The organism is Aquabacterium sp. (assembly GCF_034003525.1).
Classification (GTDB): Bacteria; Pseudomonadota; Gammaproteobacteria; order Burkholderiales; family Burkholderiaceae_C; genus Aquabacterium.
The window spans coordinates 1-19,980 of sequence record NZ_JAVEYN010000027.1 but is presented as its reverse complement, the minus strand read 5'-3'; the positions used below and the strand labels follow the sequence as shown (position 1 = coordinate 19,980).

The following is a 19,980-nucleotide window of genomic DNA, read 5'->3' as shown; positions in this document are numbered from 1 at the left end:
TGTTTGATTGCGGGATGAGCGAATGGTAGGAACGGCCTTGCGTCCTGTCCAAGACGGTTTTAGACTCGCTCCATATCAAAAAGGTATGGCATGGACCTGAGACACCTTCGCTACTTCGTGGCCGTGGCCGACGAGCAGAACTTCACCCGTGCGGCCGAGAAGTTGCACATCTCCCAGCCGCCTTTGAGTCGGCAGATTCAGGATCTGGAGGAGGAGTTGGGCCTGGCCTTGTTCGAGCGTGGCTCGCGGCCTTTGAAGCTCACGGAAGGGGGGCGCTTTTTCTACGGCCATGCCACGCGGCTGCTGGAGCAGGCTGCGCAGGCCATCCGCACCACCAAGCGCATTGCACAGGTGCAGCGGCGCCTGGTGATCGGCTTTGTGCCGTCAACGATTTATGGGGCTTTGCCGCGCCTGGTGCGCCTGTTCCGTGCCGCGCAACCGCAGACGGAATTGGCGCTGGTGGAAATGTCGAGCGTGGAGCAGATCGAGGCCTTGAAGAACGGCCGGATCGATGTGGGCTTTGGCCGCGTGCGCCTGGATGACCCCTCGGTGAAGCGCGAAATTCTGCGCGAGGAGGCCCTGGTTGCTGCCATACCCATGGAGCATGAACTGGCGCAAGAACGCGGGCCTTTGAGTTTGACCGAAATTGCCAAGCATGACCATCTGGTTTACCCTCGGAATCCGCGTCCCAGTTACGCGGACCAGGTGCTGGCGCTGTTCCGCGACCTGGGCCTGGAGCCGCGCACGGTGTATGAGGTGCAGGAGTTGCAGACCGCTCTGGGCCTGGTGGCATCGGGCATGGGCCTGTGTCTGGTGCCCGCCAGCGCCAACCGGATGCGACCGGATGAGGTGATCTATCGGCCGGTGGCGGAGGCCAAGGCCGTGTCTCCCATCATCATGAGCACCCGCATCCACGATCAATCGGCCGACATCGTACTGCTGCGCTCCTTGATCGACGACATCTACCGAGAATGGGCGCAAGAGCGTCAACGTGTTGCCATGACGCGGCGCTTTTTGAGCTGACGCCGAGCGCGTGGGTTCAGGCCTTGGCTGGCGGCCGGCGCGGGGTCAGCATCACATAGGCCAGGCCGCCGATCACGACGCCCCAGAAGGCAGCACCCAGACCCAGGAAGCTCATGCCCGAGGCGGTCACCAGGAAAGTGATGATGGCCGCCTCGCGGTGTTCGGCATCGTTGACCGCGCCCAGCACATTGGCCGTGATGGCGCCGATCAGGGCCAGGCCGGCCAGCACGGCCACGAACTCCTTGGGCAGAGCGGTGAACAGCCAGATGATGGTGCCGCCGAAGAAGCCACCGAAGAGGTAGAACACGCCGTTGGCGATGCCGGCCACATAGCGCTTGCCGGGGTCCTCGTGAGCGTCCTTGCCGGTGCACAGGGCCGCCGTGATGGCGGCCAGCACCGTGGTGATGCCGCCAAACACCGAGGTGGCCAGCGCCGTCACGCTGGTGGCGACGATGATGGGGCGTGCCGGGGTCACGTAGCCCGCGCTGTGCAGGATGGCCATGCCCGGCAGGAACTGGCCCGTCAGGCTGACCATCACCAAGGGGATGGCCAGGCTCAAGGTGGACGCCCACGACCAACTCGGGCTGATGAACACCGGTTGTGTGACCTGGAACGGGATCTGATGCCAGGGGATGTTGCCCAGCGCGGCGGTCAGCGCCACGCCCAGAGCCAGCACCAGCACCATGTGGTATCGCGGCCAGTAGCGTTTGAACACCAGGAAGCCGGCGATCATGCACAGCGTCAGCGCCGGCATGGATTCGACGGCCTTGAAACCGCGGGCGCCGAACTGGAACAGGATGCCGGCCATCATGCCGTAGGCCACGCCCTTGGGGATGTGACGCATGAGGCGGTCAAACGAGCCGGACAGCCCGATCACCAGGATGATGGCCGCCGCGGTGATGTAAGCCCCCACCGCTTCGTTGAGCGACAGTCCGGGAAACAGCGTGATCAACAGCGCCGAGCCGGGCGCCGACCACGCCGTGATCACCGGCACCTTTAGCCACCAGCTCAGCGCGATGCCCGAGACGGCCGCGCCGATGGAGATGGCCCACACCCAGGAGGCCATCATGTCGGGCCCCAGTTGCGCAGCTTGCGCCGCCTGAAAAAAGATCAGCAGGGGGCCGGCATAAGAAATGGCCACGGCCAGAAAGCCCGCCGTGATCGAAGAAAGGGACCAGTCGCGATGCAGCATGGTGACATCTTGTCAGTTCGGGCGCACGGAGCCGGTCCCGGGTCGGCCTGAGATCAATGGCTGGCGAGCCATTGCTCCAAGGTCTGGATGAAAGCCTGCGGCTGCTCCAGCACACTCAGGTGAGAAGCGTGGGGCAGGATGGCCAGTTGCGCACCGGGGATGTGATGGGCAATCGCACGGGCCATGGCCGGCGGTGTGCCCAGGTCCAGCTCACCGGCGATCACCAACGCGGGCACCGTCACCGAGCCCAAACGGGCGGTGGTGTCCACATTGCGGATCGCCTGGCAGCAGGCGGTGTAGCCGGCCTGGTCGCACGCCAGCACGCGTTGCTTCCAGTAGGCCACGACCTCGGGGTGCGCGGCGCGGAAGCCATCGTGGAACCAGCGCAGCATGGCGCCATCGACGATGGATGCCAGGCCGCCCTGGGCGATGGTGGCGATGCGCTGATCCCAGCCCACACGCGCCTCGTCCGGGTAGAACGAGGTGGTGTTGGCCAGTACCACCGCCTGCACCTTGGCCGGATGACGCAAGACCAGCTCCTGGCCGATCATGCCGCCCATCGACAGACCGATCCAGGTGATGGCACCCAGGTCCAGTTCGTCGATCAGGCGGGCTGCGTCATCGGCCAACTGGGCCATCGTGTAGGGGCCCGCGGGCGCCTCGCTGCGACCGTGGCCGCGCTGGTCGTAACAGACCACGCGGTTGTCGGCGGACAGGTGGGCCACCAGGGCGTCCCACATCGTCACATCGCAACCCAGCGCGTGGCTGAGCAGAAAGGTGCGGCGCGGGGCCTGACCATGGCGCGGCTCGGTGACCGTGTAGGCCAGGCGCGGGGCGCTGGTGGTGAACTGCATCGTGCTCATCCAGGACTTCGGGTTCAGACGCGTTCGACGATCAGGGCGATGCCCTGGCCGACGCCGATGCACATCGTGCACAGGGCGTAGCGGCCACCGGTGCGGTGCAGTTGGTTCACGGCGGTGGTGACCAGGCGAGCGCCGCTGGCACCCAGGGGGTGGCCCAGGGCGATGGCGCCACCGTTGGGGTTCACGCGGGGATCGTCGTCACGCAGGCCCAGTTCGCGCAGCACAGCCAGGCCTTGGGCGGCGAAGGCTTCGTTCAGCTCGATCACGTCCATGTCGGCCAGGCTCAAGCCGGTCTGGGCCAGCACCTTGACGGTGGCGGGCGCGGGGCCGATGCCCATGATGCGGGGAGCGACGCCGGCCGTGGCCATGCCGACCACGCGGGCGCGCGGGGTCAGGCCGTTGCGGGCGGCTTCGGCTTCACCCGCCAGGATCAGGGCGCAGGCGCCGTCGTTCACGCCCGAGGCGTTGCCGGCGGTGATGGTGCCGTCTGCACGCACGATGGGGCGCAGCTTGGCCAGCGCTTCCATCGAGGTTTCACGGGGGTGCTCGTCCTTGGACACGACGATGGCATCGCCCTTCTTCTGGGGAATGGTCACGGGGGTGATTTCCGCATCGAAGAAGCCGGCCTTCTGGGCGGCGACAGCCTTGAGCTGCGAGGCCAGGGCCATCTTGTCCTGGTCTTCACGGCTGATCTTGAAGTCGTCGGCCACGTTCTCGGCGGTCTCCGGCATGGCGTCCACGCCGTACTGGGCCTTCATCAGCGGGTTGACAAAGCGCCAGCCGATGGTGGTGTCGTACACGGCGTTGTCGCGGGCGAAGGGGCTGGTGGCCTTGGGCATCACGAAGGGGGCGCGGCTCATGCTTTCCACACCACCGGCGATCATGATGCCGGCTTCACCCGACTTGATCGCGCGGGCGGCGGTGCCGATGGCGTCCATGCCCGAACCGCACAGGCGGTTGACGGTGGCGCCTGGCACGATGTGGGGCAGGCCAGCCAGCAGCAGGGACATGCGGGCCACGTTGCGGTTGTCTTCACCGGCCTGGTTGGCGCAGCCGAAAATCACGTCGGTCACAGCCTCCCAGTCCAATTTGAGGTTGCGGGCGGCCAGCGCACGCAGGGGCACGGCGCCCAGGTCATCGGCACGCACCGACGACAGGCTGCCGCCGTAGCGGCCAAAGGGGGTGCGCAGGGCGTCGCAGATGAAAGCTTCACGGGTCATGGTGTGCAACCTTGAGTTCAGTGTGAAAGGGACAAAGACGGGGATCAGGCGGCCATGCGCAGGGTGACGCCGGGGGTCATGGCCTGCAGGGCTTCCAGCGTCAGGCCGGGCGCCAGGGCCACGACGGAGGCGCCTTCGGTACCCAGGTCAATGATGGCCAGATCAGTGTAGATACGGCTGACGCAGCCGATGCCGGTGAGCGGGTAGCTGCAAGCGGGCACCAGCTTGGCCTCGCCCTTCTTGGTCAGGTACTCCATCATCACGTAGGTCTTCTTGGCGCCGATGGCCAGGTCCATCGCACCGCCCACGGCCGGGATGGCATCGGGGGCGCCGGTGTGCCAGTTGGCCAGGTCGCCCGTGGCGGACACCTGGAAAGCACCCAGCACGCACACGTCCAGGTGGCCACCGCGCATCATCGCGAAGCTGTCGGCGTGGTGGAAGAAGCAGCCACCCGGCAGCAGCGTCACGGGCTGCTTGCCCGCGTTGATCAGGTCATAGTCTTCCTGACCTTCGGCGGGGGCGGGGCCCATGCCGATCACGCCGTTTTCGGAGTGCAGCACGATTTCCTTGTCGGCACCCAAGTGGTTGGCCACGGCGGTGGGCAAGCCGATGCCCAGGTTCACGACCGAGCCGTCAGGGATGTCATTGGCCACCTGGGCGGCCATCTCGTCGCGGGTCCAGCGGGTGTAGGAGGCGTTGGATGTGGTCATGTGTGTTTCCTCAGGCACCCTTGAAACCACCGGCGGAGGTGGCGGTGCGGTCGATCTTGACAATACGCTGGACGAACAGGCCCGGGGTGATCACGGCTTCCGGATCGAGGCTGCCCAGTTCGGCAATTTCGTGCACCGAGGCGATCGTGGTCTTGGCGGCCATGGCCATGATCGGCCCGAAGTTGCGGGCGGTCATGCGGTAGGTCAGGTTGCCCCAGCGGTCGCCCTTTTCGGCCTTGATCAGGGCGTAGTCGGCATGGATCGGCGACTCGAACACGTACATCTTGCCGTCGATCTCGCGGGTTTCCTTGCCCTTGGCCAGCTCGGTTCCGTAACCCGTTGGCGTGAAGAAGCCACCGATGCCGGCACCAGCGGCGCGGATGCGCTCAGCCAGGTTGCCCTGAGGCACCAGTTCCAGCTCCAACTTGCCGCTGCGGTACAGGCCATCGAAGTGGTGGCTGTCGGCCTGGCGCGGGAAGGAGCAGATGATCTTGCGCACTTGACCGGCAGCCAACAAAGCGGCCAGACCCACGTCGCCATTGCCCGCGTTGTTGTTGACGATGACCAAGTCCTTGACGCCGGTGGCGATCAGGGCGTCGATCAGTTCATTGGGCTGACCTGCGGTGCCAAAACCGCCGATCATGACGGTGGCGCCATCTCGGATGTCGGCCAGTGCTTCGGTGGCCGAGGCCACAATTTTGTTGATCATGAATGGCTCTCAGGAAAAACGGCGGTCGGCTTCACCACCTTGTCAATGTGTGTTCTAATTGCGAACAAATATTCGCCAATCGAACAAGCGCAGCTTAAAAGTCCGTCACACGCCTGTCAAGATTGGTGGGGGTTTACCCTTGGTTGCGCGTTCGTCCTGTGAAATGACCGCAGAAGGTTCTTGGTATGTCTTTGAGTTCCAACGAGGAGGGGGGCGCAGCCTCTTCCCCCAAACCCAGTGACAGCTATGTCCAGTCGTTTGCCCGTGGCCTGGATGTGTTGCGCAGCTTCGGCGCCGATGCGCCCACGCAGACGCTGTCCGAATGCGCCGAACGTGTGGGCATGACCCGTGCTGGAGTTCGTCGCATCCTGCTGACCTTGCAGACCCTGGGTTATGTCGATCAGGAGGGGCGTGATTTCCGCCTGACGCCCAAGGTGTTGGAGTTGGGCTTTGCCTATCTGAGTGCACAGCCGTGGTGGGGGCTGGCCCAGCCGCTGCTGGAAGAACTCACGCAAGAACTGAAGGAGTCCTCGTCGGCGGCCGTGCTCGATGGCGACGACATCGTCTATGTGCTGCGTGTGCCGGCCAACAAGATCATGGCGATCAACCTGGGCGTGGGCACCCGCTTGCCGGCCTATTGCACGTCGATGGGGCGAGTGCTGCTGGCCGCCTTGCCCGAAGACGAGCGCGAACGCCGCGTGGCGGCCATGACGCTGGAGGCCCGTACCCCACGCACCATCGTGAACCACGAGGAGTTACTGCAGGCGCTGGGCCAGGTGCGCCGCCAGGGCTGGGCCATGATCAACGAAGAGCTGGAAATGGGCCTTATCTCCCTGGCCGTACCGATCCGCGACCGCAGCGGCAAAGTCGTCGCCGCCATCAACGTCAGCAGCCAGCCGCACCGCCAGACGGTGGCCGGCATGCAGCAGCACTTCCTGCCGCGCCTGCAGGCGGTGGCCGAGCGCATCAGCGCCTTGATGCCGCGCTGACTGACCATGCGGGGCGCTGCGGTGTGGCGGCCCAGAAACGACCAAGGCCCCGTTTCCGGAGCCTTGATCTGGGTGAGGAGGCCGTCGCCTCCTGGTGTGCTCAGCGCAGGCTGATTTACATCACGGCCTTGATGGCAGCGGCCACAGCCTTGATGTTCTTGGTGTTCAGCGCGGCCACGCAAATGCGGCCCGAATCCACACCGTACACGCCGAACTCGGCGCGCAGACGCTGCATCTGGGCGGCGTTCAGGCCGGAGTAGCTGAACATGCCCTTCTGGCGGGTGATGTAACCCAGGTCGCCTTGCACGCCAGCGTCGGTCAGTTCCTTGACCAGGGCGGCGCGCATGTCCTTGATGCGCACGCGCATCTCGGTCAGCTCGTCTTCCCACATCTTGCGCAGTTCAGGCGAGCTCAGCACCATCGACACCACGGTGGCGCCATGTGTGGGCGGGTTGGAGTAGTTGGTGCGGATCACGCGCTTGAGTTGGCTCAGCACGCGGCCGGCTTCTTCCTTCGACTCGCTGACGATGCTCAGGGCACCGACACGCTCGCCGTACAGTGAGAAGCTCTTGGAGAAGCTGGTGGAGACGAAGAAGTTCAGGCCAGCATCCAGGAACTTGCCGATCACCTTGCCGTCTTCGGCGATGCCTTCGCCAAAGCCTTGGTAGGCCATGTCGAGGAAGGCGACCAGGTTCCGGGCCTTCACAGCAGCGATCACCAGATCCCATTCGGCTTCGGTCAGGTCGTAGCCGGTGGGGTTGTGGCAGCAGGCGTGCAGCACGATCACGGTGCCGGCTTCGGCCGCGTTCAGGGCCGCCAGCATGCCTTCAAAGTTGATGCCGCGCTTGGCTTCGTCGTAGTAGGGGTAGGTGCCCACGGTGAAGCCGGCCGTCTCGAAGATGGCGCGGTGGTTTTCCCAGCTCGGGTTCGAGATCAGGGCTTGCTTCTTGCCGCTGACGTTGTGCAGGAAGTCTGCGCCCAGCTTCAGGCCACCGGTGCCGCCAATGGCTTGGGCCGTGACGATGCGGCCTTCGGTGACAGCAGCGTGCTCGGCACCGAACACCAGACCTTGCACAGCCTTGTTGTAGGCGGCAATGCCTTCAATGGGCAGGTAGCCACGGGCCTTGGGGGCGGCGGCGATCTGCTGCTCGGCAGCGGCGACGCACTTGAGCAGGGGCAGCTTGCCGTTGTCGTCGGTGTAGACGCCCACACCCAGGTTCACCTTGTTGGGGTTGGTGTCGGCATTGAATTGTTCGTTGAGGCCCAGGATGGGGTCCCGGGGGGCCATTTCAACGGTAGCGAACAGCGAGGCCATGCGAGCAGTCTCCGGACGGTTGGGGTAATCTGATGAAGGGAAGACGAGACCGACTGCGTCTTCCATGCGCTTGTGGCGAACGAATGGCGTGTCGGGCAAACCCTTTATTTTAGCCAATCGCAGTCTCCATGCGTGCGTGACGTCCCTGTTGCCGGCTCGGAGAAAGCAAAACACCCGCCGGAGCGGGTGTTTTCAGTACGCATCCTCGTCAGAAATCAGAGTTTGCCGAGCTTGATGCTGGTCGATGTGGCGGTGAGATAGCCCACAGCCGCAGCGAACTTGTCGTTGTAGTTGGTTTTGATTGCGGAATCCAGCGCGGCGTTGCTCTTCACATAGTTGCTATCGCCAGCGTGTTGGAAGTTGCTCATGATGTACGTCCAACCGTTGATTTCGTCTACGGCATGCAAGCCGGTCGATTCACCGCCAGCAGGAATGGACATGATGCGCGCCAAGCGTTTCGTGTCGACGTTGTAGGCCCACAGGAAGTTGTTGGTGTGCTGGCCACTGTCTTCACCGATGAACAGTGTGCGGAGCTTTTCCGAGAACTTCAGATTGTCGGGGTTGGCAATCTTGTTGGGGTTGGCCTTGTTGCCCAGCGCATCCGCGATGGCGTAGTCTTCGCCAGTCAGCAGTGCCTTGATGTCCACGGGGACCCACTCGCTAACGATGTTGGCGCCTGAGGTGTCTTTTTGACTGCCCTTCAGCTTGAGCGCCATCACGGCACCAGCATCCAGTTGGTTGACCTGGACCTCGGGCAGACTGCGGGCATTGCCCTTGACCATGGACGATTGAATGTTCTGCAGGGCGGAGTAGGCTACCTTGTCCTTGATGTTGACGGTGGTGCCTTCCATCTTCGTGAAACAGGTGCTGGCGCCCATCAAGGCGGCATAACGGTGCGTCTCCAGGAAAGCCGCAGCCTTTTCTTGGCCTGCGACCACTTTGATCCATTCCGTCTTGCCGTTAGCGAAGACCTTCGTGAAGCTTGCATCACTCGGATCAGTGCTGCGCACGTCCATGATGTCGGTAGGCTGGATACCACCGTCAACCAATGCACGAATCTCGGCACTGGTTGCATGGCCCAGCTTGATCCAGCTCATTTGCGCAGCCGCAGCAGTCGGATCAATCGAGAATGCAGGGCTGCTCGCATTGGCGGCGGTGCCGACCTTCGCAACGTACAGCGTGCCGGCAGACAGGTCGGCAGCCTTGTCGGCGATGAACATGAAGTAGGCACTGTTGGTGGCGTCGTCACCCATCAGGACGGTGCGCTGGTCAGGCATCACCTCCACCAACTCGTGCGAGATGCGGCCCATGCAGTAGTGCTTCTTGATGGTGCCGGTGCCGTCAGGGTTGACCACGACTTCGGGCATGTGGCCATAGTTGTAAGCATTGGCGGTTGCGCCGTTAGCGTACAGACTTTGGCTGAAGCCTTCCAGCAGGCTGCCTGCGCGAGTTGCGAAGGCGTCTGGCTCATACTCTTCGCTCGACAGATGAGTGCCCCATGGAGACAGACTGGCGCCGCAGGTGATCCACAGGCCATTCACGCCAGAGGTGTCCACGTTGTGGTACTTCACCAGAGTCAGCTTGCCGGTGGTGGGGTTTTGATCCAGGGTCAGCACGGCAATGGGGGACGGCAACTTGCCATACATGTTGGTGCCATCAAGAGAGGACGAGGTGTATTCGAACTGCACCACTGCGAACACGTGGTTGCCCGTGACGCCCGTGACATTGGCGTTCGGCACCGTCAGCAGCGAGGTCCCGTCTGGCGCATCGCTGAAGTATTGGCGTGGTGTGACACCGGTTGTGTCGATGATGGGTTGATTGTTGATGTCGTAATAGCCACCGGCCAGAATCTTCCCGCCCTCGAGCTTGTCGACTTCGGTGCCTGTCAAGAAGAAGTGCTCATAGGCCAGGTTGCTGGTTTGTGTGGTGCCATCACTCAGCTTGATGTTGAGCGTGGACGCCACGTAGGTGGTGGCCATCTGTTCCACGGTCGTGGGTGCGTACATGGTGCCAAACCATGCAGAAACAAACGAGGTAGCAGCAGCTTGTGCAGCCGGCGCGCTATCGCCGCCACCGCCACAGCCGGACAGCACAGACGATGCGGCCAAGCCAGACAGCGGCAGCATGGGCACGCCCGACAGGAATTTAAGGGCTTGACGACGAGACGGGTTCACAGATTGAGTCATGACATTCCAAGGTGTTGACAGCGAATGGCTGCCACATTAGGTTGGATGCATGACAGATCCATGAAGAAGCGTGACTTCGCCCAAGCGTGTTGCATTGATGCTGGCGCTTGGGGGGTGACACGACCTTGTCATCAAAGTTTGACAAAGACGCATTTTTTCGGATGGGCGTACATTGCGCACTGGGGCGCATCCTGGTGATGAGATGCGCCATCTCGCGTGACCAATTGGGTTCTCCTCTGTCCATGTCCGATCCGATCCTTTCACCTGGCGTGGGAGCCTCTCCCGGCAACGTCGATCAATCTGCGCAAGCTGGGCAGTTCGTGCATTTCCCCGACTCGCCGTTCGAGCTGTATCAACCCTACCCGCCAGCGGGCGACCAGCCCACCGCCATTGCACAGCTCTGCGAAGGCATCGAAGACGGTCTGAGCTACCAGACCTTGCTGGGCGTGACCGGCTCGGGCAAGACCTACACCATGGCCAACGTCATCGCTCGCATGGGGCGTCCGGCCATCGTGTTTGCGCCCAACAAGACCCTGGCGGCCCAGCTCTACGCCGAGTTCCGCGAGTTCTTCCCGAACAACGCCGTCGAGTACTTCGTCAGTTACTACGACTACTACCAGCCCGAGGCCTACGTCCCGCAGCGCGACCTGTTCATTGAAAAAGACAGTGCCATCAACGAGGCCATCGAGCAGATGCGCCTAAGCGCTACCAAGAGCCTGCTCGAGCGCCGGGACGTGGTCATCGTCGCCACCGTGTCGGCCATCTACGGCATCGGTAAGCCCGAGGACTACACGCAGATGCGTTTCATCGTGCGCACGGGCGACAAGGTGGGCCAGCGCGACGTGATTGCCCAGCTGATCCGCATGCAGTACAGGCGCAACGACATGGACTTCGGGCGCGGCACCTTCCGCGTGCGCGGCGACACCATCGACATCTTCCCGGCCGAACACTCCGAATTGGCCCTGCGTGTCGAGCTGTTCGACGACGAGGTGGACACGCTCTCGCTGTTCGACCCGCTCACCGGCCGCATCCAGCAACGCATCCCGCGCTTCGTGGTCTACCCGTCCAGTCACTATGTCACACCGCGCGAGCAGGTCTTGCAGGCCATTGAAGGCATCAAGGTCGAGCTCAACGAGCGCGTCAAGCAACTGGTGGGGGAGGGCAAGCTGGTCGAAGCCCAACGCGTGGAGCAGCGCACCCGCTTTGACCTCGAAATGTTGCAGGAGGTGGGCCACTGCAAGGGCATTGAAAACTACACGCGCCACCTCTCAGGCGCCAAGCCCGGCGACCCACCACCCACGCTGGTGGACTACATGCCTGCCGACTCGCTGATGTTCCTGGACGAGAGCCACGTGATGATCGGCCAGCTGGGCGCCATGTACAACGGCGACCGCTCGCGCAAGACCACGCTGGTGGAGTACGGTTTTCGGCTGCCCTCGGCCATGGACAACCGCCCGCTCAAGTTCGAGGAGTTCGAGACCAAGATGCGTCAGTGCGTGTTCGTGTCCGCCACGCCGGCGGCCTACGAGCAACAGCATGCGGGTCAGGTGGTGGAGCAAGTGGTGCGTCCCACCGGTCTGCTCGACCCCATTGTCGAAGTGCGCCCCGCCACCCACCAGGTGGACGACGTGCTGCAGGAAATCCGCATCCGCGTCGATAAGGACGAGCGCGTGCTCATCACCACGCTGACCAAGCGCATGGCCGAGCAGCTCACCGACTACCTCACCGACAACGGCGTCAAGGTGCGTTACCTGCACTCCGACATCGACACCGTCGAGCGCGTCGAGATCCTGCGTGACCTGCGCCTGGGCGCCTTCGACGTGCTGGTGGGCATCAACCTGCTGCGCGAAGGCCTGGACATCCCCGAGGTGTCCTTGGTGGCGATTCTGGATGCCGACAAGGAAGGCTTCCTGCGCGCCGAACGCAGCCTGATCCAGACCATTGGCCGCGCCGCGCGCAACCAGAACGGCCGTGCGATCCTGTACGCCGACAAGATCACCGAGTCCATGCGCAAGGCCATCGGTGAGACCGAGCGGCGCCGCAACAAACAGATCGCCCACAACGAGGCCCACGGCATCACCCCGCGCACCATCAACAAGAAGGTCAAGGAGTTGATCGATGGCGTGATGTCCAACGCGGCCAAGGATGACCTCAAGGCAGCCGAAGCACTGGCGCGCTCGATGGAGGGCAGCGAAGCTCTGTCCGAGAAGGACCTCAGCAAGCGCATGAAGACGCTGGAGAAGGAAATGCTGGAAGCGGCGAAGAACCTGGAGTTCGAAAAAGCTGCTCGCCTGCGCGATCAGCTGGCCTTACTCAAGGAACAGGCGTTTGGGGCGGTGGTACACGACCACGTCGCGCCGGCTTCATCTCCGGGTCAACCCTGATCTAAAGTTGACCAAAACAGTGGGAAAGCGTATAATCGACCCAAACACTCGGGATTGACCTGCCCCCGATCTGCCGGAGATCCCGGTGGGTCCAGCGCTGACCGACCCAGGGCCAGTGTGGGGCATGTCCGATGCCGCATAAGGAGTTATGCCATGCGTTTGACCACCAAGGGCCGTTTCGCTGTGACGGCCATGATCGATCTGGCTTTGCGGGAGCACACCGGCCCCGTCGCCCTGGCTGCCATCAGCCAGCGTCAACAGATCTCGCTGTCTTACTTGGAGCAGTTGTTCGGCAAGCTGCGCCGCCACGAGCTCGTCGAGAGCACCCGTGGTCCGGGCGGTGGCTATTCCCTCGGCCGCAAAGCCGAAGACATCACCGTGGCCGACATCATCGTCGCGGTCGATGAGCCCATCGACGCCACCGGTTGCGGCGGCAAGGAAAACTGCATGGGCGACGACGGCGGCCGCTGCATGACCCACGACCTGTGGACCAGCCTGAACAACAAGATGATCGAGTACCTCGACTCGATCAGCCTGCGCAAGTTGGTGGACGACCAGCTGGCCAAGGGCGTGTCGATCGAAGCGCAGCCCATCAAGCGCGCCATCTCGACCCAGCCCGTGGTCAAGCCCATCAAGGTCACCGCGCCCAATTCCGTGTTCGCTCTCGGTGCAGCCCTGACCAAATAAGGGACATCGGGCCCCCTCCGCCTCGGCAGAGGGTGGCTCGCCCTGATAATTCAGCCTCACTTCCGAGCGATCCTTGTACCGCTGCCTGCCGGGTCGTGTTGACCTGTCTGGCGCCAGCCATTGAGTCCCCACCATGGACATGACCCCGCATTTCCCCATCTACATGGACTACGGCGCGACCACGCCGTGTGACCCCCGCGTCGTCGACGCCATGATCCCCTGGCTGCGTGAGCATTTCGGCAACCCCGCGTCTCGCACCCACGCCTATGGCTGGGAAGCCGAAGCCGCCGTTGAAAAGGCCCGTCAACAGGTCGCCGACCTGATCGGTGCCGACCCGCGCGAAATCGTCTGGACCTCGGGGGCCACCGAGTCCAACAATTTGGCCCTCAAGGGCGCTGCGCACTTCTACAAGACCCGCGGCAAGCACATCATCACGGTCAAGACCGAGCACAAGGCCGTGCTCGACACCGTGCGTGAACTCGAGCGCCAGGGTTTCGAGGCCACCTACCTCGACGTCAAGGAAGACGGCCTGCTGGACCTGGACGTGCTCAAAGCCGCCATCCGCCCCGACACCATCCTGATCTCGGTCATGTACGTGAACAACGAGATTGGCGTCATCCAGGACATCCCGACCATCGGCGCGCTGTGCCGTGAGAAGGGCATCATCTTCCACGTGGACGCTGCGCAAGCCACCGGCAAGATCGACATCGACCTGGCCACGCTGCCGGTCGACCTGATGAGCCTGGCCTCGCACAAGACCTACGGCCCCAAGGGCATCGGCGCCCTGTATGTGCGCCGCAAGCCGCGCGTGCGCCTGGAAGCCCAGATGCACGGTGGCGGCCATGAGCGTGGCATGCGCTCGGGCACGCTGCCCACGCACCAGATCGTCGGCATGGGCGAAGCCTTCCGCATCGCCAAGGAAGAAATGGCCGATGAGAACGCCCGCGTCAAGGCCCTGCGTGACCGCCTGCTGGCCGGCCTGCAAGACATCGAACAGATCTTCGTCAACGGCGATCTGGACAAGCGCGTCGCCCACAACCTCAACGTCTCCTTCAACTATGTGGAAGGCGAGTCGCTGATCATGGGCATCAAGGGCATCGCGGTGTCCTCGGGCTCGGCCTGCACCTCGGCCAGCCTGGAGCCCAGCTATGTGCTGCGCGCCCTGGGTCGCAGCGACGAGCTGGCCCACAGCTCGCTGCGCATGACCATCGGCCGTTTCACGACCGAAGAAGAAGTCGATTTCGTCATCACCACCCTCAAGGACCGTGTCGCCAAGCTGCGCGAACTCTCGCCCCTGTGGGACATGTACAAAGACGGTATCGACATCAGCACTATTCAATGGGCGGCACACTGATCGTGCCCGCCACGGCTGCGGGCGTCCGCAGCCACCGACGAGATTTGGAGTAACACCATGGCATACAGCGACAAGGTCATCGACCACTACGAACACCCCCGCAACGTTGGCTCTTTCGAAAAGGGCGACGAGACTGTGGGCACCGGCATGGTCGGCGCCCCGGCTTGCGGCGACGTGATGAAGCTGCAGATCAAGGTCAACCCGTCCACCGGCGTGATCGAAGATGCGCGCTTCAAGACCTACGGCTGCGGCTCGGCCATTGCCTCGAGCTCGCTCGTGACCGAGTGGGTGCGCGGCAAGACGCTGGACGAGGCCCTCGAGATCAAGAACACCCAGATCGCCGAAGAGCTGGCCTTGCCCCCGGTCAAGATCCACTGCTCCATCCTGGCGGAAGATGCGATCAAAGCCGCCGTCAACGACTACAAGACCAAACATGCAAGCTGATCAAGCCACCTCCGGCTCGTGCACCAGCGGGCCCGGCAACGGTCCCCTGGCCGAGATCGGTGCGGTCGATGCCACCATGTCCGTGGGCCTGACCGAGGCCGCGGCGCGTCACATCACGCGTTACCTGGCCCGTCGTGGCAAGGGCGTGGGCGTGCGTTTGGGTGTCAAGACCACGGGCTGCTCGGGTCTGGCCTACAAGATCGAATTTGCCGACGAGATCAACCCCGAAGACATCGTCTTCGAGCAGCTCGGCGTCAAGATCCTGGTCGATCCCAAGAGCCTGCCTTACATCGACGGCACGGAACTCGACTTTGTGCGTGAAGGCCTCAACGAGGGCTTCAAGTTCAACAACCCCAACGAGCGCGACCGTTGCGGTTGCGGCGAGTCTTTCCGCATCTGAGGCGTTTCGCATGCCTTGCGTCGGATGAAGCCCCACCCTGTGGTGGGGTTTCGCCTTTTCACACACCATGAACATCGACGCTGACGACTTCACCCTGCTGGGCTTGCCCAAGGGTTTTGCACTGGACCGCAGTCAACTGGACGCTGCCTGGAAGGCCTTGCAGGCACGGGTCCATCCCGATCGCTTTGCCGCCGAGGGTGGCGCGGCACAACGCCTGGCCATGCAATGGGCCGTGCGCGTCAATGAAGCGCACCAGCGCCTCAAAGACCCGCTCAAGCGCGCCGCCTACCTGTGCGAGTTGGCGGGCGTGCCTGTGCAGTCCGAGAGCAACACCGCCATGCCGGGCGCCTTCCTGATGCAGCAAATGCAGTGGCGCGAAGCCCTGGAAGAGGCCGACACCGTCGCCGAAGTCGAGACCTTGTCCGACGAAGTGCAACTCGACCGCAAGGCCCGCATCGCCCGCGTGACCCGCTTGCTCGATGTCGACGCCAACCCCGCCGAGGCCGCGCAGGAAGTGCGCGCCCTGATGTTCATCGATCGCTTGCTCGAAGAGATCGATGCCCGCCTAGAACGTTACGAAGACGCCGCCTGAAGGCGCGAACGCAAACGACCCACCCATGGCCCTGCTGCAAATCTCCGAACCCGGGCAATCGCCCGACCCCCACCAGCGACGCATCGCGGTGGGCATTGACCTGGGCACCACGCACTCGCTGGTGGCCTCTGTGCGCAATGGCGCGTCTGAATGCCTGCCGGATCAGAACGGCCGCGTGATCCTGCCTTCGGCCGTGCGCTACCTGCTCGACGACAAGGGGCAGACCCGTCGCCAGATCGGCTTCGAGGCCCTGGCTTCGCAGGCCGAAGACTCGCAAAACACCATCGTGTCGGTGAAGCGCTTCATGGGGCGCCGCCTGGCCGACCTGCCCGATGCGGGTCGCCTGCCGTACCAGTTTGAAGACCAGCCCGGCATGGTCGCGATCCGCACCGTGGCCGGCGTGAAGTCGCCCATCGAGGTCTCGGCCGAGATCCTCGCGAGCCTGCGCCAGCGCGCCGAAGACACCTTCAACGACGACCTGTTTGGTGCGGTCATCACCGTGCCCGCGTACTTCGACGACGCCCAACGCCAGGCGACCAAGGACGCGGCCCAGATGGCCGGCCTGAACGTGCTGCGCCTGCTCAACGAACCCACGGCCGCGGCCATCGCTTACGGTCTGGACAACGGTGCCGAAGGCCTGTACGCCATCTATGACCTGGGCGGCGGCACCTTTGACATCTCGCTGCTGCAACTCAGCCACGGTGTGTTCGAGGTGGTGGCCACCGGCGGTGACTCGGCCCTGGGCGGCGACGACGTCGACCACATCCTGGCCGAGTACGCGCTGGCCCAGTCGCAGATGCAGGCGGCCACGCCGCAAGACAAGCGCACCGTGCTGGTCGCGGCACGCCGCACCAAAGAGAAGCTGTCGACCGATGGCAGTGCCCATCTGTCGTGCGCGCTGTCGGGCGGCATGCTGTCGGTGACGCTGACGCGCGCCAAGCTGGCTGAATTGGCCAAGCCGCTGATCGACAAGACACTGTCCGTCGTCAAGCGCGTGCTGCGCGACGCCAAGGTCAAGGCCGACGAGGTCAAGGGGGTGGTCATGGTGGGTGGCTCGACCCGCATGCCCGCCGTGCGCGAGGCCGTGGGCGGCTTTTTCAACCAGCAACCGCTGACCGACCTGAACCCCGATGAGGTGGTCGCGCTGGGCGCCGCCATCCAGGCCAACCAACTGGCCGGCAACAACGCGCAAGGTGAGCACCTGCTGCTTGACGTGCTGCCGCTGTCGCTGGGCCTGGAGACCATGGGTGGCCTGGTCGAGCGCATCATCCCGCGCAACACCCCGATCCCGTGCGCCCGCGCGCAGGACTTCACCACCTTCAAGGACGGGCAGACCGCCCTGGCCGTGCACGTGGTGCAGGGCGAGCGCGAGCAGGTCGAACACTGCCGTTCGCTGGCCCGTTTCGAACTGCGTGGCATCCCGCCGATGGCTGCCGGTGCTGCCCGCATCCGCGTCAGCTTCCAGGTCGACGCCGATGGCCTGCTGAGCGTGTCGGCCAAGGAGCAGCTGTCGGGCGTGGAGGCTTCGGTCGTCGTCAAGCCCAGCTATGGCCTGACCGATGACCAGGTCGCGCACATGCTGCGCGAAGGCTTCACCACCGCCGCTGCAGACATGAAGGACCGCGCGCTGCGCGAAGCCCGCGTCGAGGCCGAACGCATGCTCGAAGCCACCCGCACCGCACTCGCGGCCGATGGCGACTTGCTGTCGCCCGAGCAGCGTGCCGAGATCGACGGCCTGATGGCCCAGATCGGCCAGCGTTGCGATCGCGGCGACCTGGAAGCACTGGAGGCCGCGACCAAGGCCCTGGCCCAAGGCACCGAGGCCTTTGCCGCCGAACGCATGAACCGCAGCATCCGCCAGGCTCTGGCGGGGCGCCAACTTGACCAGCTCTGATTCACCCCATGCCCATCATCAAGATCCTGCCCCACGCCAGCCTCTGCCCTGAAGGCAAGGAAATCACCGCGGCACCCGGTACCAGCATCTGCGAAGCCCTGCTGGAAAACCACATCGAGATCGAGCACGCCTGCGACATGAGCGCAGCTTGCACCACCTGTCACGTGATCGTCCGTCAAGGCTTCAACAGCCTCAACGAGATGGAAGAAACCGAGGAAGACCTGCTGGACCGTGCCTGGGGTCTGGAGCCCAATTCGCGACTGAGCTGCCAGGCCATCGTCGCCGGTCAGGACTTGGTCGTGGAGATCCCCAAGTACACGATCAACCACGCGCGCGAGAATCACTGATTCCGCATTGAGAGTGGCGCCATGTCCCGACAGATCTTCCTGGATACCGAAACCACCGGCCTGAGCCCCGACTCGGGCGACCGCATCGTTGAAATCGGTTGCGTGGAGATGGTAAACCGCCGCCTCACCGGGCGGCATCTGCACTTCTACATCAACCCCGAGCGGCCCAACAGCGAAGACGCGGTGCGCGTGCACGGCCTGACCGACGAGTTTCTGGCCGACAAACCCACGTTTGGGGCCTTGGTTGATCAGATCATGGACTACTGCGCGGGCGCCGAGGTCATCATCCACAACGCGGCGTTCGACATCGGCTTTCTGAATGCCGAGCTGGCGCGTTGCGGCCAGGGCAAGTTCACCGATCACATCGATGGCGTGATCGACACCCTGTTGATGGCCCGCGAGATGTTCCCGGGCAAGTCCAACAACCTGGACGCGCTGTGCCGCCGCCTGGAGGTGGACAACTCGCACCGCACGCTGCACGGCGCCTTGATGGACGCCGAGTTGCTGGCCGAGGTCTACATCAACATGACGCGGGGCCAGGATGCCCTGTTGATCGAGGCCGAAGACGAAACGGGCAACGAAGGGCAGGGCGCACTGGACGTCGCCGCCATCGACCTGCGCAGCTTCGATCTGCCCGTGGTCCAGCCCACGCCGGAGGAAGCCGAGGCTTTCGACCAGGCGTTGCAAGATCTCGACAAAGCGTCGGGTGGCAAAAGTTTGTGGAAGTCGCTCGAAACCGTGCTATAGTTCAGGTCTTCGCTGATTGCGACAAACAAATCAGCGACGCGGCAAATCCCGAACCAGTTTCGGGCGGTTAGCTCAGCGGTAGAGCACTGCCTTCACACGGCAGGGGTCGCAGGTTCGAACCCTGCACCGCCCACCAAGAAAATCAAGCACTTAGCAGCGATGCTAGGTGCTTTTTTCTTGCCCTCGCCAAAATTTGGGACAATTTTGGGACAGTGGGGCAGCAGTTAGGCCTGGCACTTGCACTCAACAACTTCATGAGGCGCAGATGGCAGCATTCGAAAAACGCGGTCAGTACTGGCGGGTGAAGATCCGTCGCAAGGGCTATCCAGAGCAGACACGCTCTTTTGATCTGAAGTCAGAGGCGGAAGCCTGGGCCCGATCCATCGAGAACGAGATGGATCGGGGTATCTTTGTTGACCGATCAGAGACCGAGAAGAACAGCCTTGGCGATCTGATCGAACGTTACCTGAAAGAGGTGACGCCGTTGAAGCGGGGCAAAGACCCTGAGACGTCGCGGCTGAAGGCGTTGAGCCAGCGGCCATTGGCGTCGCTCAAGATGAGCGCGCTGTCGAGCAAGCACATTGCCCAGTACCGGGACGAACGGCTGAAAGAGGTGTCAGCCGGCACCATCAATAAAGAATTGAACCACCTGGCGCACGTGATTGAAACCGGGCGCAGGGAGTGGGGCATCCAGCTGCCTGAGAACCCTGTGCGTATGGTACGCCGTCCGGCAGCGCCAAAGGCCCGTGACAGGCGTTTCAGAGAAGGGGAGGAGGCTCAGCTTCGGCTGGCCTGCGTGACCTGCCCCCTCCCAACCGTACCAGTTGAATGGAAGTGAGGTCCGTCAACCTGGAGAATGACGGACATGAGGAAGAGTCGATTCACGGAGCAGCAGATCATCGGGTTCTTGAAGCAGGCCGAGTC

19 protein-coding genes and 1 tRNA gene are annotated in these 19,980 nt (G+C 63.4%); 13 read left to right on the top strand and 7 right to left on the bottom strand.

The window, feature by feature from the left end; all coding sequences use genetic code 11:
- Positions 1-90: 90 nt before the first annotated feature.
- Entirely contained in the window at positions 91-1,023 is a 933-nt protein-coding gene (locus tag RBT42_RS13885) for a LysR family transcriptional regulator (RefSeq protein WP_320366128.1), read from the top strand.
- 16 nt (positions 1,024-1,039) lie between these two features.
- Here RBT42_RS13885 and RBT42_RS13880 read toward each other — a convergent pair whose 3' ends face one another.
- From RBT42_RS13880 to RBT42_RS13860, 5 genes are read right to left on the bottom strand one after another with little or no spacing between them, the layout of a single operon-like run.
- Complete coding sequence (locus RBT42_RS13880) at positions 1,040-2,215, bottom strand: benzoate/H(+) symporter BenE family transporter (protein WP_320366126.1); 1,176 nt, start codon at positions 2,213-2,215, stop codon at positions 1,040-1,042.
- A 53-nt stretch (positions 2,216-2,268) separates the two neighbouring features.
- Positions 2,269-3,078, bottom strand: coding sequence for a 3-oxoadipate enol-lactonase (gene pcaD / locus RBT42_RS13875; RefSeq protein WP_320366124.1), 810 nt, complete (start codon positions 3,076-3,078; stop codon positions 2,269-2,271).
- A gap of 14 nt (positions 3,079-3,092) precedes the next feature.
- Positions 3,093-4,298 (bottom strand): 3-oxoadipyl-CoA thiolase, encoded by a 1,206-nt coding sequence (pcaF, locus tag RBT42_RS13870; protein WP_320366122.1) that lies wholly within the window; start codon positions 4,296-4,298, stop codon positions 3,093-3,095.
- Positions 4,299-4,342: 44 nt separating this feature from the next.
- Positions 4,343-5,008, bottom strand: coding sequence for a 3-oxoacid CoA-transferase subunit B (locus tag RBT42_RS13865; RefSeq protein WP_320366120.1), 666 nt, complete (start codon positions 5,006-5,008; stop codon positions 4,343-4,345).
- Between the two features lie 10 nt (positions 5,009-5,018).
- Positions 5,019-5,717, bottom strand: a complete 699-nt coding sequence (locus tag RBT42_RS13860; protein ID WP_320366118.1) for a 3-oxoacid CoA-transferase subunit A — start codon at positions 5,715-5,717, stop codon at positions 5,019-5,021.
- Between the two features lie 185 nt (positions 5,718-5,902).
- Between RBT42_RS13860 and RBT42_RS13855 the strand changes: the two genes are divergently transcribed.
- Positions 5,903-6,706: an IclR family transcriptional regulator gene (locus tag RBT42_RS13855; protein WP_320366116.1), complete on the top strand. Its 804-nt coding sequence runs from the start codon at positions 5,903-5,905 to the stop codon at positions 6,704-6,706.
- A gap of 115 nt (positions 6,707-6,821) precedes the next feature.
- Here the strand turns inward: RBT42_RS13855 and RBT42_RS13850 are convergent, their stop codons facing one another.
- Together RBT42_RS13850 and RBT42_RS13845 are read right to left on the bottom strand one after the other, a co-directional pair.
- Positions 6,822-8,021 carry an amino acid aminotransferase gene (locus tag RBT42_RS13850; RefSeq protein WP_320366114.1) on the bottom strand — a complete coding sequence of 400 codons (1,200 nt, stop codon included), beginning with the start codon at positions 8,019-8,021 and terminating at the stop codon, positions 6,822-6,824.
- Between the two features lie 215 nt (positions 8,022-8,236).
- Positions 8,237-10,207 (bottom strand): PhoX family protein, encoded by a 1,971-nt coding sequence (locus RBT42_RS13845; protein WP_320366112.1) that lies wholly within the window; start codon positions 10,205-10,207, stop codon positions 8,237-8,239.
- 242 nt (positions 10,208-10,449) lie between these two features.
- Here RBT42_RS13845 and uvrB point away from each other — a divergent pair, with 242 nt between their 5' ends.
- The 11 genes from uvrB to RBT42_RS13790 all read left to right on the top strand — a co-directional run bounded on the left by uvrB (position 10,450) and on the right by RBT42_RS13790 (position 19,894).
- A complete protein-coding gene (gene uvrB, locus RBT42_RS13840; protein ID WP_320366110.1) occupies positions 10,450-12,591 on the top strand; it encodes an excinuclease ABC subunit UvrB in 2,142 nt (713 codons plus the stop codon).
- Positions 12,592-12,744: 153 nt separating this feature from the next.
- Positions 12,745-13,278: a Fe-S cluster assembly transcriptional regulator IscR gene (gene iscR, locus RBT42_RS13835; RefSeq protein WP_320366108.1), complete on the top strand. Its 534-nt coding sequence runs from the start codon at positions 12,745-12,747 to the stop codon at positions 13,276-13,278.
- 133 nt (positions 13,279-13,411) lie between these two features.
- Positions 13,412-14,632 carry an IscS subfamily cysteine desulfurase gene (locus RBT42_RS13830; RefSeq protein WP_320366105.1) on the top strand — a complete coding sequence of 407 codons (1,221 nt, stop codon included), beginning with the start codon at positions 13,412-13,414 and terminating at the stop codon, positions 14,630-14,632.
- 57 nt (positions 14,633-14,689) lie between these two features.
- The gene (gene iscU / locus RBT42_RS13825; protein WP_320366104.1) at positions 14,690-15,076 is read left to right on the top strand and encodes a Fe-S cluster assembly scaffold IscU; all 387 of its coding nucleotides are present in this window, start codon (positions 14,690-14,692) and stop codon (positions 15,074-15,076) included.
- 76 nt (positions 15,077-15,152) lie between these two features.
- Positions 15,153-15,476, top strand: a complete 324-nt coding sequence (gene iscA / locus RBT42_RS13820; RefSeq protein WP_320366164.1) for an iron-sulfur cluster assembly protein IscA — start codon at positions 15,153-15,155, stop codon at positions 15,474-15,476.
- 67 nt (positions 15,477-15,543) lie between these two features.
- Positions 15,544-16,068 (top strand): Fe-S protein assembly co-chaperone HscB, encoded by a 525-nt coding sequence (gene hscB / locus RBT42_RS13815; RefSeq protein ID WP_320366103.1) that lies wholly within the window; start codon positions 15,544-15,546, stop codon positions 16,066-16,068.
- A gap of 25 nt (positions 16,069-16,093) precedes the next feature.
- Positions 16,094-17,962 (top strand): Fe-S protein assembly chaperone HscA, encoded by a 1,869-nt coding sequence (gene hscA, locus RBT42_RS13810; protein ID WP_320366101.1) that lies wholly within the window; start codon positions 16,094-16,096, stop codon positions 17,960-17,962.
- A gap of 8 nt (positions 17,963-17,970) precedes the next feature.
- A complete protein-coding gene (gene fdx, locus RBT42_RS13805; protein WP_320366099.1) occupies positions 17,971-18,309 on the top strand; it encodes an ISC system 2Fe-2S type ferredoxin in 339 nt (112 codons plus the stop codon).
- A 21-nt stretch (positions 18,310-18,330) separates the two neighbouring features.
- Positions 18,331-19,056: a DNA polymerase III subunit epsilon gene (dnaQ, locus tag RBT42_RS13800; protein ID WP_320366097.1), complete on the top strand. Its 726-nt coding sequence runs from the start codon at positions 18,331-18,333 to the stop codon at positions 19,054-19,056.
- A gap of 61 nt (positions 19,057-19,117) precedes the next feature.
- A tRNA-Val gene (locus RBT42_RS13795) sits at positions 19,118-19,192 on the top strand.
- A gap of 129 nt (positions 19,193-19,321) precedes the next feature.
- Positions 19,322-19,894 (top strand): hypothetical protein, encoded by a 573-nt coding sequence (locus RBT42_RS13790; RefSeq protein WP_320366095.1) that lies wholly within the window; start codon positions 19,322-19,324, stop codon positions 19,892-19,894.
- Positions 19,895-19,980: the final 86 nt, after the last annotated feature.

Coding starts and splice junctions, on each gene's coding strand:
- RBT42_RS13885 (WP_320366128.1), top strand. CDS start 91: ATGGACCTGAGACACCTTCGCTACTTCGTGGCCGTGGCCGACGAGCAG.
- RBT42_RS13880 (WP_320366126.1), bottom strand. CDS start 2,215: ATGCTGCATCGCGACTGGTCCCTTTCTTCGATCACGGCGGGCTTTCTG.
- pcaD (WP_320366124.1), bottom strand. CDS start 3,078: ATGAGCACGATGCAGTTCACCACCAGCGCCCCGCGCCTGGCCTACACG.
- pcaF (WP_320366122.1), bottom strand. CDS start 4,298: ATGACCCGTGAAGCTTTCATCTGCGACGCCCTGCGCACCCCCTTTGGC.
- RBT42_RS13865 (WP_320366120.1), bottom strand. CDS start 5,008: ATGACCACATCCAACGCCTCCTACACCCGCTGGACCCGCGACGAGATG.
- RBT42_RS13860 (WP_320366118.1), bottom strand. CDS start 5,717: ATGATCAACAAAATTGTGGCCTCGGCCACCGAAGCACTGGCCGACATC.
- RBT42_RS13855 (WP_320366116.1), top strand. CDS start 5,903: ATGTCTTTGAGTTCCAACGAGGAGGGGGGCGCAGCCTCTTCCCCCAAA.
- RBT42_RS13850 (WP_320366114.1), bottom strand. CDS start 8,021: ATGGCCTCGCTGTTCGCTACCGTTGAAATGGCCCCCCGGGACCCCATC.
- RBT42_RS13845 (WP_320366112.1), bottom strand. CDS start 10,207: ATGACTCAATCTGTGAACCCGTCTCGTCGTCAAGCCCTTAAATTCCTG.
- uvrB (WP_320366110.1), top strand. CDS start 10,450: ATGTCCGATCCGATCCTTTCACCTGGCGTGGGAGCCTCTCCCGGCAAC.
- iscR (WP_320366108.1), top strand. CDS start 12,745: ATGCGTTTGACCACCAAGGGCCGTTTCGCTGTGACGGCCATGATCGAT.
- RBT42_RS13830 (WP_320366105.1), top strand. CDS start 13,412: ATGGACATGACCCCGCATTTCCCCATCTACATGGACTACGGCGCGACC.
- iscU (WP_320366104.1), top strand. CDS start 14,690: ATGGCATACAGCGACAAGGTCATCGACCACTACGAACACCCCCGCAAC.
- iscA (WP_320366164.1), top strand. CDS start 15,153: ATGTCCGTGGGCCTGACCGAGGCCGCGGCGCGTCACATCACGCGTTAC.
- hscB (WP_320366103.1), top strand. CDS start 15,544: ATGAACATCGACGCTGACGACTTCACCCTGCTGGGCTTGCCCAAGGGT.
- hscA (WP_320366101.1), top strand. CDS start 16,094: ATGGCCCTGCTGCAAATCTCCGAACCCGGGCAATCGCCCGACCCCCAC.
- fdx (WP_320366099.1), top strand. CDS start 17,971: ATGCCCATCATCAAGATCCTGCCCCACGCCAGCCTCTGCCCTGAAGGC.
- dnaQ (WP_320366097.1), top strand. CDS start 18,331: ATGTCCCGACAGATCTTCCTGGATACCGAAACCACCGGCCTGAGCCCC.
- RBT42_RS13790 (WP_320366095.1), top strand. CDS start 19,322: ATGGCAGCATTCGAAAAACGCGGTCAGTACTGGCGGGTGAAGATCCGT.